The following is a 12,382-nucleotide window of genomic DNA, read 5'->3' on the forward strand; positions in this document are numbered from 1 at the left end:
GCACTAGGTGCGCGAGCGCGGCACGCAGATGCACTCGCCGCTCGCGAGCCGCGCCACCTCGACGGCGACGCCGTACACGGCGCTGAGCGTTGCCGCGGTCAACGCCGCCTGCGGTGTCCCCGCGGCCAGCGTGCGGCCATCCTTCAACATAAGCACCTGGGTTGCGCAGCGGAACGCATGATCCGGGTTGTGGGTCGACAGCACGATGCCCAGGCCGCGCGCGGCGAGTTCGGCGACCCGTTCCAGCACCAGCAGTTGGTTGCCGAAATCCAGGCTCGCGGTGGGCTCGTCCAGCACGATGAACGGGGTGTCCTGGGCCAGCGCACGCGCAATCAGCACCAGCTGGCGCTGGCCGCCGCTGATGCGCGAGTAGTCGCGGTCGGCGAGTGCGCCGATGCCGAGTTCGTTCAACGCGCGTTCGGCGAGCATGCGATCGGCCGTGTCGGGCCCCGAGAATGGTCCGCGGTGCACGCTGCGGCCCATCACCACCATGTCGCGCACGCTGTAGGGAAAGACCGCCTCGTGCGCCTGCGGCACATAGGCCAGGTGGCGCGCGATCGTCGCGCGCGCCAGTCGCGCGAGGCTGTGGCCGTTGAGTTCGATGCGTCCGCCTTGCAGCGGCAGCAGGCCGAGCAGGGTCTTGAACAGGGTGGTCTTGCCGCAACCGTTGGGACCGAGCAGGCACAATACCTCGCCCGGGCGCACGCTCAGGTCGACGTCGCGACCCACCGGGTGACGCGGATAACCGAAGGCGATCGCCCTGGCATCGAGCTGCATCACCAGCCTCTCCGGCCGGATGCCAGCAGCCACAGAAACACCGGGGCGCCGACGAACGCGGTCAGGATGCCGAGCGGTGTCTCGGTCTCGGCCATTGTCCGCGCCAGGGTGTCGACCAGCAGTACATAACCGGCACCCATCAACATCGCGGTCGGCAGCAGGCGGTGGAAGTTCGGACCGACCAGCAGGCGCGCGATATGCGGCATCACCAGGCCTACCCAGCCGATCACGCCGGCGATCGCCACCACGCCGGCGGTCATCAGCGTCGCCGCGGTCACGAACAGCAGGCGCAGGCGGGACGGGTCGACACCGAGCGTCGCCGCCTCTTCGTCGCCGAGCGCCAGCAGGTTCATGCGCCAGCGCAACAGCACCATCGGTATCAGGCCGATCACGACCGCCGGTGCTGCGCCCAGGACATCTTCGACCCGCACGCTCGCCAGGCTGCCGAGCAGCCAGAAGGTGATCGCCGGCAGCTGGTCGTAGGGATCGGCGAGGATCTTCAGCAGCGAGATGCAGGCCCCGGCGAGTGCGCCGAGAACCACGCCGGACAATACCAGCACCAACGTCGGTTCGTGCCCGCGTACCGCGCTGGCGACCAGGTACACCAGCGCGACCGTGCCCAGCCCGCTGACAAAGGCCAGGCCCTGGATCGCGAGCACCGGCAGCGACAGGAAGATGCCGAATGCAGCACCGAGACCGGCGCCTGTCGAGACGCCAAGGATGTCGGGCGAGACCAGAGGATTCCGGAACAGGCCCTGATACACGGTCCCGGCGCCCGCCAGTGCGGCACCGACCAGGATCGCCGCGGCGATGCGTGGCAGGCGCACACCGAACAGCACCGTGTCGACCACCCCGGCATCCGCCTGTGCGGCCACACCGACCCGACGTAGCACCGCATCCCAGAGCTGGGCACCGCTGATCGGGTAGGGTCCGATCAACGCCGCGGCGATCGCGCCCGCTGCAAGCAGTGCGCCGAGCAGCGTCAGTGCGGTCGGGGTGTTCAGTCGTGAAGTCGGCCGTTGGCCCATGCGATCAACCGGTCGAGCTGCGGTTCGTCCAGTTCCACATGGTAGAACAGTCGGTAGAAACGTCGTGTTTCGTCACGCAGATCGAAGCCGAGGCGGTCGGGGTAGAACAGCCCGGCCAGCCATTTCAGCCCGATCACCCGGTTGATCGACGGCGGGCGGTCGATCCAGCCGAACGGTGCAGTCGGACTCAGGTAGACACGCCCATCGCGGACTGCCCGGATGCCGGCCCATAGCGGCGAACGCCAGACCGCAGCGTAGAAATTAGGGTCCCAGGTGATGATCGTGTCCGGATCGGCAACGATCACGTTTTCGATCGAACTTTGCGCGATGCCGCGGCGCGTGGAGTCGGGCCCCGGATCGGCGACGTTGCGACCACCAGCGCGCTCGATGATCTCGCTGTTGATCGATCCCTTGAGGCCGGTCTCGAGCCCGTCCGGGCCCCGCGCCAGGTACACGCGTGGGCGATCCGCCTCGGCGGTATCGGCGAGCGCCGCGTCGAGTTGGGTGAAGAGGTGTTCGACGTACTGCGCCAGTTGTTCGCCGCGTTCGCCGACGCCGAGGATCTCGCCGACCAGTCGCAACGCCGCCGGGGTGTTGTCGAAACGGCCGTCGATCAGCAGATAGGGGATACCGGTCTGCTCCTGCACCGCGTCCGCGAGCGATGCATAGGTAGGACGCACAGACCCGAAGTCGATGATCAGGTCGGGGCCTTGGCGCAGGACGCGTTCGAGATTGGCGGTATCACCACGACCGGTCAGTCGCCCGGTCTCGGGCAGGTCGCGATAGGGTGCTGCCAGGTACGGGCGCTCATAGTCGTGCGGCGCGCGCGGCCAGCCGGCGAGTCGGTCCGGCGCCAGTACATAAAGCAGGATGGCGGCCGGTGGCCCGGCCGCGTAGACGCGCTCGATCTTGTCGGGGACCTCGACCGTGCGGCCGGCCGAGTCGGTGACGCTGCGCCCGGCCGACAACCCGGGCGCAACACACAGCACGGCCAATATCAGCAGCGGTATCGGCCGGCGGTGCATGACGCCGGGATCAGCGTTTGGCGTTCGGGAAGAACAGCTGCTGACCGTCCAGCTTGTAGCTGGCGATCGCGTTCTGGCCCGCGTCGCTGAGGATCCAGTCGATGAACGCCTGGCCCTCCGCCTGCTTGACGTTCGGGTGCTTGGCGGGGTTCACGAGGATCACACCGTACTGGTTGAACAGGTTCTCGTCGCCTTCGACCGCGATCTGGTAGTCGCCCTTGTTCTTGAAGCTGATCCAGGTGCCGCGGTCGGTCAGTGTATAGGCGCCCATGCCCACCGCCGCGTTCAGCGTCGCGCCCATACCCGAGCCGGTCTCGCGGTACCAGGCGCCGCTACCGGTCTTCGGATCGACGCCGGTCTCCTTCCACAGTGCGATCTCTTTCTTGTTGGTGCCCGAGTTGTCGCCACGTGACGCAAAGATCGCCTGGCCGTCGGCGATCTTCTTGAGTGCGGCGACCGCGTCCTTGGTCCCGGCGACACCGGCCGGATCGGACGGTGGGCCGACGATGATGAAGTCGTTGTACATCACGTCGAAACGCTCGACGCCGTAACCCTCGGCGACGAACTTCTCCTCCGCGGGCTTGGCGTGCACGAGCAGCACGTCGCCGTCACCGTTCTGTGCATTCTTGATCGCCTGGCCGGTACCGACCGCGACCACGTTGACCTTGATCCCGGTCTTGTCGGTGAACATCGGCAGGATGTAGTCATACAGGCCGGAGTTTGCGGTCGAGGTCGTGGACTGCAGCAGGATCGACTTGTCTGCGGCCAGCGCCGGGGTGGATAGCAGCGCCCCGCCGATCAGCGCGATCGGTGCGACACGGGCAAGGAATTTCAGGAACATCGGCGAGGTCTCCTCTCTACTTCTGTGGATGGTTATTGAAATACCAGCCGACCCGCGAGGTAGTCGCGGGCGGCCGCCGAGGTGGGTGCTTCGAAAAACACCTCGGCCGGCGAGTGCTCGGCGAGCGCGCCGCCGTTCAGGAACACGACGTCGTCGGCCAGGCGGCGGGCCTGGCCGAGATCGTGCGTGACGAAGATGATCTTGGTGCCGCGCTCGTGGGCGCGCTGGACGATGGCCTCGATCGCCGCGGTCGCGGCCGGGTCCAGGCTCGCGGTCGGCTCGTCGAGAAACAGCACCCGCGGCTCGGTCGCGAGGGCACGCGCCAGCGCGAGGCGCTGCTGCTCTCCGCCGGACAACAGCCGTGCCGCCTGGTCGGCGCGTCCGGCCAGACCGACCTCGTCGAGGATCTTCTCGATCTTCGAAGGTGGTGCAGGGCCCCTCAGCCTGAGTGCAAAGCGGATGTTCGCCGCGACTGAACGGCGCAACAGCACCGGGCGCTGGAACACCATTGCCTGGTGGCGGCGCTGGGCGTCGTCGAGCGGTCGACCGTCCCACAGCACGGTACCCGCGGTCGGCGTGATCAGGCCGTGCAGCAGGCGCAGCAACAGGCTCTTGCCGGCACCGTTCGGTCCCATCACGATGGTTCGTGTCGCGTCGGGGATGCGCAGATCGATTCCCCGGATCAGCACCTTGTCGCCAGCCCGGTACACCAGGCCGCGTGCCTCTCCCAGGGGCTCCCGGCCGGCGACGTCCGGCGCCCGCGGCCGATGTTCGGCGAGTGAGACCGCGTCAGGCATAGGCATACCTCGTCGCGGTCAGGCGCAGGCTCATCACCGCGGCGTTCACCGACAGCGCTATGCTGATCAGCACGATGCCCAGCGCCAGCGCGAGCGCGAGATCGCCCTTCGAGGTCTCCAGCGCGATCGCGGTGGTCATGACCCGGGTCAGGTGGTCGATGTTGCCGCCGACGATGATCACCGCGCCGACCTCGGCGACGGCCCGGCCGAACCCGGCCAGGGCGACGGTCAGCAGGCTGTACCGGGCGTCCCACAGCAGCGCTGCGGCCGCGGTGCTGCGCGGCACGCTGAGCGAGCGGAACTGTTCGGCGTACTCGTTGTGCAGCTGTTCGACGATCTCGCGTGACAGCGCGGCGACGATTGGCGTGATCAGTACCGCCTGGGCGATGATCATCGCGGTCGGGGTATACAGCAGTTGCAGCCAGCCGAGCGGGCCGGCGTTGGACAGCAGCAGGTAGATCAACAGCCCGACCACGACAGGAGGCAGGCCCATGAAGGCGTTGAGCAGGATGATGCTGGCGGTGCGCCCGCGGAAGCGGCCAATGGCGACCGCGGTACCCAGCGGCAGGCCGATCAGGCATGCGGCGACGACTGCCGACAGGCTGACCCGAAGCGACAGGCCGATGATCTCCAGCAGGTCGGGATCTGCCGCGAAGACCAGCCCGAACGCCAGCGCGAATGCCTCGCCGAAATCCTGCACCTATTACGCCCCGCCGGAAAATATGCAAAGAATCTGGAAAGGGTGCGCTATTTTTCGTTGTCCGACAACCATCCGGGGGGTGCCGAATTGCCGGGGTTGACCGATTCGGACCGGCCGCCATCGCCCGCCGGATGGCGCGACCGGTTGGGCGACCTGTCCGGCGCGTTCGCCGACCTGGGAACCTTTCTGCCGTTGATGATCGGGGTGTTCGCGGCGCAGCGGCTCGACCCGACCGGGGTGCTGGTGGGATTCGGCCTGTTCGCGCTGGCCACTGCGTTCATCTACCGGCGGCCGGTGCCGGTGCAGCCGATGAAGGCGGTCGCCGCGGTCGTGATCGCAGGCGGCCTGGGTGCCGCCGGCACCGCGGCGACCGGCTTGCTGCTGGGCATGGTACTGCCGCTGCTCGCCGCGGCCGGGGCGGTCGGCGCCCTGGGGCGGCGGATCCCGCACAGCGTGATGCACGGCATCCAGCTCGGTGTCGGCCTGTATTTGATCTGGGGTGGTATCCGGCTCGGTATGCTGCAGCCATGGCTCGGCGCGGGCGCGCTGGTCGTGCTGCTGATGTTGCAGCGCACGCCTTTCAAGCCGCTCGCCGCGCTGGCGGTGGTGGTCGTGGCGGCGTTCTGGGGGGCGACGCGCCCGGATGCGCAGTTGCCGGCCTTCTCGCTGGGGTTGTGGTGGCCGCACTGGCAGTGGCCCGAGCTGTCGGCGTTCTGGGGTTCGGCGGGTGACGTCTTGTTTCCACAGATGGCGCTGACCCTGACCAACGCCACGGTGATCACCGCGGCGATCGCCGCCGAACGCTTCCCGGACGACCGCGAGCGCATCACGCCGGATCGCCTGGCGCTCAGCCAGGGGCTGCTCAACCTGGTGTTGGCGCCGTTCGGCGCCTTTCCGATGTGTCATGGTGCCGGCGGCCTGGTGGTCCAGCATCGCTTCGGTGCGCGCACCGGCCTGGCCCCGGCGATATTCGGTACCTGCTGCCTGGCGCTGGGCCTGCTGCTCGGTCCACAGGCGCTCACGCTGTTCACGGTGCTGCCGCTCGCGGCGATCGGTGCGCTGCTGATCCCGGCCGGGATCGACCTGGCGCTCAGCCGGCGGCTTCGCCACTCGGCGCCGGACCAACTGCTGGTGATCGTGCTGACCGGCGTGAGCTGCGTGCTGCTGAACGTCGCGCTGGGTCTGCTGGTCGGCCTGCTGCTGGAAGGGCTGCGCACCCTGTGGGTGCGCCACCGCGATACCGGCTGATCAGGTGCGCATGCGCCGGGCGTTGCCGAGCAGGTCGACCGCCGACAGTTCGGGGTCACGATCCGGGCGCACGAAGGCGAACAGGATCAACACGCACATTGCACCCAGGGTGTCGGCGAGCATGTCCTTCTGGGCATCCCAGATGTCCCCTTGCGAGCCGAGGAACTCGATACCGGCATCGCCGCCCTCGAGCACCGCATACCACCATTCGATGATCTCGTAGCCGGCGGCGATGCCCATCACCAGCAACAGCGCGAATGCGTTGGCCGGAACGTACCGACAATGACCGCGTCGCAGCATCCATTCCGCGCAGGCGTAGGCGTAGAAACCGACCGAGAAATGCCCGATGCGGTCGAACTGGTTGCGCTCCGAACCGATCAGGCCGTTGAACCAGTCGAACGGGACATTCGCGAACGTGTAGTGGCCGCCGATGGTGTGCCAGAACAGCCAGAACGCCATCAGCGCGTAGGCGGTGTTGCTGAAGCGGAAACGTGGATAACTCAGTGCCAGCCCGATGAAGACCAGCGCAACCGGTATCACCTCGGCGATCCACACGGTGCGCGACACCGGCGCGACCGCCAGCGCGGCGAAGAACAGCAGGAACGCGATTGCCAGCCAGTGGGGAAACGCCAGACGTGTCATCGAGGTTCGAGTATTGCTTGGGGGCGGGAATTCATTAGGCCGCAAAAAGGGTGCTGGAAGCAATGTCCTAAGCTGCTGTGGCATACGCCGCAATGTGTTGCCAAAAGCGTGCCCGCGCGTCGCAAAACTGCGAAGCAGTTCCACAAGGGGGCGTCGAATCGGGCGTTAAATCCAGTACGAGGGATGTGCACGAGGAGACACTGCCATGTATCAACCCAAGACGCTTGCTGAATCACCGTGGGGACAGTCCTGGATCGAGGTCCTGGTACTTTTCGTGCTAACCACCGTCGCCAGCGGGATGTTGTTCAAGCTGCACTGGATGGCCGCGATGCTGACCGCGCCGGTGATCATGCTCGGGCTGCTGCTCGCGGTGATGGTCGGCGTCCAGCTGCTCTGGATGACCGTGCTGGGCATGGAGAAGGTCGGGACCGCGATCGGCCTGCGCAAGAGCCCACTATCCTGAATCGAAGCAGGCAGCCGCTCAGCGCCAGACGCCGTCCGGCGCCGTGTAGCTGCCGAGCACGCGGATGTAGTTGAGTCGCTCGTACTCCGACGGATCGAGCACGCTCGATTGGCTGAGGCGCCCGCGGAAGTCGCTGAGCTGCTCGAACCCCTGTTGTTCCATCCAACCGGCGATGCGGTTGCCGATGCGTTGCAGCTGTTGCGGCCCCTGGAGCAACAGGGTCTGGCACAGGTGCACGACATCGCTACCGGCGAGGAGCAGCTTGATCGCGTCATCACCGGTGTGCACCCCGCCCGTCGCGGCAAGAGAACATCCCACTCGCCCGTGCAGCATCGCGACCCAGCGCATCGCCAGTAGTGCATCGGTCGAGTTGGTCGGGGTCAGGGTATGGGTCAGGCGCATGCCCTCGACGTCGATGTCCGGCTGATAGAACCGATTGAACAGCGACACCCCCCTGACGCCGGCACCCTCCAGCTTCTTCACCAGATTGCCGATCGAACTGAAGAACGGTGACAGCTTCATATTGATCGGAATCCCGACCTGCTCGCGCAGTTCGTTGAGCAGCGTGATGTAGCGCTGTTCGACATAATGCCCCTCTTCCCAGACGTCGCCGGCGACGTAATAGGCATTCAGCTCCAGTGCATCCGCTCCGGCCTCGGCAATCTCCTTGGCGTGGGTCATCCAGCCCGACGCGGTCACGCCGTTCAGGCTTGCGACCACCGGGATCTCGAGACTGGCCTTGAGCGACGCGACCTGCTCGAGGTAGCGGTCCAGTTCGCTGGGAAAGTCGTGGTGACTCGGCAGGTAGCTCGACGCCTCGGCGTGCCCGGTATCCTGCTCGTGAAGAAACCGCGTCATCCCCTCTTCCTCGTTCTGCACCGCCTCCTCGAACAGCGAATACATCACGATCGCGCCGGCCCCGGCGTCCTCGAGTTGCTTCGCTGCATCCAGGCTGCGCGACAGCGGTGACGCCGAGGGTACCAGCGGGCTGCCGAGTTGCAGGCCGAGCCATTCAGTGCTCAGGTTCATGAGTCGTTCCTCCCTCGCTTGAGCGGCTGGCCGAGCCGTGCGGTTGTTCGCCGACGGCAAGTCGGGCGAGCTGGTCGTACAGGTGGAATCGGGCCTTTGTCTGTTTCTCGGCGGCCTGCAGGAAGCGGTGCGCGGCTTCCGGGTGGGTGCGATCGAGTACCGCAAAGCGGGTCTCGCTCATCGCAAAGTCGCGATACGGCACATTCGGTTCACGCGAATCCAGATGCAGCGGATTCTCGCCCGCGGCGGCCCGCCGCGGGTCGTAGCGGAACAGGCCCCAATGCCCGGCGTTCACCGCGAGATCCTGCTGGTGCAGGTTGTTGGCCAGATCGATGCCATGCGCGATGCACGGCGAATACGCGACGATCAGGGACGGCCCGTCGTAGCTCTCGGCCTCGAGGAAGGTGCGCAGCACCTGTACGTCTTTCGCGCCGTAGGCGACCTGCGCGACGTACACATTGCCGTAGGCCATTGCCATCATCGCCAGGTCCTTCTTGGCAATCGGCTTGCCGCCGGCGGAAAACTTCGCGACGGCGCCGAGCGGCGTGGCCTTCGAGGTCTGACCGCCGGTATTCGAATAGACCTCGGTGTCGAGTACCAGGATGTTGACGTTGCGACCCGAGGCGAGCACGTGGTCGACACCACCGTAGCCGATGTCGTAGGCCCAGCCATCGCCGCCGATCAGCCACACGCTCTTCTTGACCAGGTAATCGACGATGCCTTCCAGTGTCCGCGCCGCCGGCTGGTCGAGCGCAGCGAGCCTGTGTTTCAGCGACTCGACCCGTGTGCGTTGTTCGAACACACCGGCTTCGTCATGTTGATCCGCTCCCAGGATCGCGTCGACCAACTCCTCGCCGATCGCGTCGGCCAGTGCGCGCAGCAGTTCGCCGGCATGTTCGGTCTGCTTGTCCACCGCGATCCGCATGCCCAGGCCGAACTCGGCATTGTCCTCGAACAGCGAGTTGTTCCACGCCGGTCCCCGGCCGTCGGGGTTGGTCGTGTAGGGCGTGGTTGGCAGGTTGCCGCCGTAGATCGAGGAACAACCGGTCGCGTTGGCGACCAGCATGCGGTCCCCGAACAGTTGCGTGGCGAGCTTGATGTACGGTGTCTCGCCGCAGCCGACACAGGCGCCGGAGAATTCGAACAGCGGTTGCATGATCATCGCGCCTTTGAGCGTGGTCGCTTTCAGGCGGGTGCGGTCGAACTCCGGCAGGCTACGGAAGAACGCCCAGTTGGCCTGCTCTATGCTGCGCCGCTGTTCGACTGGCGCCATGTTCAATGCCTTGCGTTTGGGATCCTGCTTGTCGCGGATTGGGCAGACCTCGACACACAGGCCACAGCCCGTGCAGTCGTCGGGTGCCACCTGATAGCTGATATGCGTTCCCGGGGGGAAGTCCTTGGCCCCCTTGACCGGCATATGCAGGAAGCCTTCCGGGGCGTTCTCGACGAGGCCCACATCGAACACCTTCGAGCGGATCGCCGCGTGCGGACAGACCAGGGGACACTTGCCGCAATGGGTGCACAGCGCCATTTCCCAATGCGGGATCTCCAACGCGAGTTGACGCTTCTCGTAGGCGGCGGTCCCGAGGGGCCAGGTCCCGTCGGCACTCATGGCGCTCACCGGCAGGCTGTCGCCACGCCCGGCGATCAAGGGTGCCGTCACCCGCTGCACGAACGCCGGCGCATTCGCGGCGACCACCGGCGGCATCTCGATACCACCGCTGACGGTGTCGGGGATCGGCACCGCGTGCAACCCGGCGAGGGCCGCGTCGATCGCCGCGTAGTTGCGTTCGATCAGGCGCCGGCCCTTGCGGCCGTAGGTCTTGGCGACCATCTGTTTCATCTGCTCGAGGGCCAGCCCGGTATCCAGTACCTCGGTGAGCGCGAAGAAACAGGCCTGCATGATGGTATTGATGCGCCGGCCCATCCGGGCCTCGCGGGCAATTCCATAGGCATCGACCACGTGTAGGCTGAGCCCTTTGTCGATCAGCTGCCGCTGCACGCTGCGCGGCAGGCTTTCCCAGACCCGCGTCGGCGACAACGGGCTGTTGAGCAGGAAGGTTGCGCCGGGGGCGGCCCTGGCGAGCATGTCGTAGCGGGTCAGAAAATTCGGCTGGTGGCAGGCGACGAACTGCGCCTCGCCGTCGCCGATCAGGTAGGTCGAACGGATCGGCCGGTCGCCAAAGCGCAGATGCGACACCGTGACTGCACCGGCCTTCTTGGAATCGTATTGGAAATACCCCTGCACCTGGAGCTCGGTGTTTTCGCCGATGATCTTGATCGAGTGCTTGTTGGCCGACACGGTGCCATCCGACCCCAGGCCATAGAACACGCAGCGCGTGATGTCCTGTGCGGCGTCCGGTGTGAAGGCGGGGTCCCAGCTCAGGCTGGTGTGACTGACGTCGTCGTGGATGCCGATCGTGAAGTGGTTCTTGGGCCGCGCGCCCTCCAACTCGGCGAACACCCCGGCGACCATCCCTGGCGTGAACTCCTTCGAGGACAGGCCGAATCGGCCGCCGACCACCCGCGGCATCGCAGCGCGCTCACCGTCCGCGTGTGCCTGTGCCAAAGCCCCGAGCACATCCTTGTACAGGGGTTCGCCATCGGCGCCGGGTTCCTTGGTACGGTCGAGCACCGCGACCGCCCGGGTGCTCAAAGGCAGCGCGTCGAGCAGGTAGGCCGGGGCGAACGGGCGGTACAGGCGCACCTTTATCAGGCCGACCTTCTCGCCGCGCGCGCACAACGTCTCGACGGCTTCCTCGGCGGCGCCGGTTCCGGAGCCCATCAGGATCAGCACGCGCTCGGCGTCGGCGACACCGCTGTATTCGAACAATCGATAACGACGGCCAGTCAGATCGCCGAAACGGTGCATCACGGTGTCGAGGATCTCCGGCAGTTCCTCGTAGTAGCGGTTCACGGACTCGCGACCCTGAAAATACACGTCCGGATTCTGCGAGGTGCCGCGGAGTACCGGCCGGTCGGGCGACAGCGCGCGTCGGCGATGCGCGATCACGAGGTCTTCGTCGATCAGCGCGCGCGCGGTCTCGTGCCCGATCTCGCTGATCTTGTCGATCTCGTGAGAGGTGCGAAAGCCGTCGAAGAAGTGCAGAAACGGGATCCGCGCGGACAGGGTCGCGGCCTGCGCGATCAACGCGAAGTCCTGCACCTCCTGAACGCTCGCGGAACACAGCATCGCGTACCCGGTCGAGCGGCATGCCATGACGTCGCTGTGGTCACCGAAGATCGACAGTGCCTGAACCGCCAGGGAGCGCGCCGCGACGTGCAGCACGGTCGGCGTCAGCTCGCCCGCGATCTTGTACATGTTGGGGATCATCAGTAGCAGACCCTGCGATGCGGTGAAGCTGGTCGCCAGTGCGCCTGCCTGGAGCGCGCCGTGGATCGCGCCGGCGGCGCCGGCCTCGCTCTGCATCTCGATCACCTGCGGTACCGTGTCCCACAGGTTGCGCACCCCGGTCGACGACCATTCGTCGGCCCATTCGCCCATCGGTGACGCCGGCGTGATCGGATAGATCGCGATCACCTCGTTGCAGAGATGTGCGATGCGTGCTGCGGCCTCGTTGCCGTCGATGGTCACCTGTCTGTGGCGCATGCTGGGACCCGGGACTGACCTTTCCCGGCACAGATTGCGGCCGCCGAGAGGGGGCGGCAACCGCCTGCGCCGGATTGCTTGACGCATATCAATCCCGGTTCCGGCACCGGCCGGGCCGCCCGCGCACGCGAAGCCAGGCGACGACGTCTCGCCAGGTGTCAGACCGGGCACCAGCGGCGGCAGACTGCCGCGAGCGGTGCATTGCGCGATCGTTTGACTACC

The 12,382-nt window shown here is 66.5% G+C and carries 11 protein-coding genes; 2 read left to right on the forward strand and 9 right to left on the reverse strand.

Annotated features, from left to right (window positions below):
* Positions 1-3: 3 nt before the first annotated feature.
* Genes H6955_15865 through H6955_15890 form a run of 6 tightly spaced genes read right to left on the reverse strand, consistent with a single transcriptional unit; the run spans position 4 to position 5,168 of the window.
* Positions 4-777 (reverse strand): ABC transporter ATP-binding protein, encoded by a 774-nt coding sequence (locus H6955_15865; protein ID MCP5315035.1) that lies wholly within the window; start codon positions 775-777, stop codon positions 4-6.
* Positions 777-1,805: an iron ABC transporter permease gene (locus H6955_15870; GenBank protein ID MCP5315036.1), complete on the reverse strand. Its 1,029-nt coding sequence runs from the start codon at positions 1,803-1,805 to the stop codon at positions 777-779. The genes H6955_15865 and H6955_15870 overlap by 1 nt, the downstream gene beginning before the upstream one ends.
* Positions 1,778-2,830 (reverse strand): iron ABC transporter substrate-binding protein, encoded by a 1,053-nt coding sequence (locus H6955_15875; protein ID MCP5315037.1) that lies wholly within the window; start codon positions 2,828-2,830, stop codon positions 1,778-1,780. The genes H6955_15870 and H6955_15875 overlap by 28 nt, the downstream gene beginning before the upstream one ends.
* A 10-nt stretch (positions 2,831-2,840) precedes the next feature.
* The gene (locus tag H6955_15880) at positions 2,841-3,671 is read right to left on the reverse strand and encodes an extracellular solute-binding protein (protein MCP5315038.1); all 831 of its coding nucleotides are present in this window, start codon (positions 3,669-3,671) and stop codon (positions 2,841-2,843) included.
* A 32-nt stretch (positions 3,672-3,703) separates the two neighbouring features.
* A complete protein-coding gene (locus H6955_15885; GenBank protein ID MCP5315039.1) occupies positions 3,704-4,468 on the reverse strand; it encodes an ATP-binding cassette domain-containing protein in 765 nt (254 codons plus the stop codon).
* Positions 4,461-5,168 carry an ABC transporter permease gene (locus H6955_15890; protein MCP5315040.1) on the reverse strand — a complete coding sequence of 236 codons (708 nt, stop codon included), beginning with the start codon at positions 5,166-5,168 and terminating at the stop codon, positions 4,461-4,463. Before H6955_15890 ends, H6955_15885 begins: the two co-directional genes overlap by 8 nt.
* 144 nt (positions 5,169-5,312) lie before the next feature.
* Here H6955_15890 and H6955_15895 point away from each other — a divergent pair, with 144 nt between their 5' ends.
* The gene (locus tag H6955_15895) at positions 5,313-6,416 is read left to right on the forward strand and encodes a sulfate transporter (protein ID MCP5315041.1); all 1,104 of its coding nucleotides are present in this window, start codon (positions 5,313-5,315) and stop codon (positions 6,414-6,416) included.
* Here the strand turns inward: H6955_15895 and H6955_15900 are convergent, their stop codons facing one another.
* Positions 6,417-7,058 carry a DUF2238 domain-containing protein gene (locus H6955_15900; GenBank protein MCP5315042.1) on the reverse strand — a complete coding sequence of 214 codons (642 nt, stop codon included), beginning with the start codon at positions 7,056-7,058 and terminating at the stop codon, positions 6,417-6,419.
* 205 nt (positions 7,059-7,263) lie between these two features.
* On the opposite strand from H6955_15900, the gene H6955_15905 reads away from it, so the two are divergent.
* Complete coding sequence (locus tag H6955_15905) at positions 7,264-7,521, forward strand: hypothetical protein (GenBank protein MCP5315043.1); 258 nt, start codon at positions 7,264-7,266, stop codon at positions 7,519-7,521.
* An 18-nt stretch (positions 7,522-7,539) separates the two neighbouring features.
* Here H6955_15905 and H6955_15910 read toward each other — a convergent pair whose 3' ends face one another.
* Both H6955_15910 and nifJ read right to left on the reverse strand, forming a co-directional pair.
* Positions 7,540-8,550, reverse strand: coding sequence for a dihydroorotate dehydrogenase-like protein (locus H6955_15910; GenBank protein MCP5315044.1), 1,011 nt, complete (start codon positions 8,548-8,550; stop codon positions 7,540-7,542).
* Positions 8,534-12,160, reverse strand: a complete 3,627-nt coding sequence (gene nifJ / locus H6955_15915) for a pyruvate:ferredoxin (flavodoxin) oxidoreductase (GenBank protein ID MCP5315045.1) — start codon at positions 12,158-12,160, stop codon at positions 8,534-8,536. The genes H6955_15910 and nifJ overlap by 17 nt, the downstream gene beginning before the upstream one ends.
* Between the last annotated feature and the right edge of the window lie 222 nt (positions 12,161-12,382).

This window comes from Chromatiaceae bacterium, from assembly GCA_024235395.1.
Classification (GTDB): Bacteria; Pseudomonadota; Gammaproteobacteria; order Chromatiales; family Chromatiaceae; genus Thiosocius.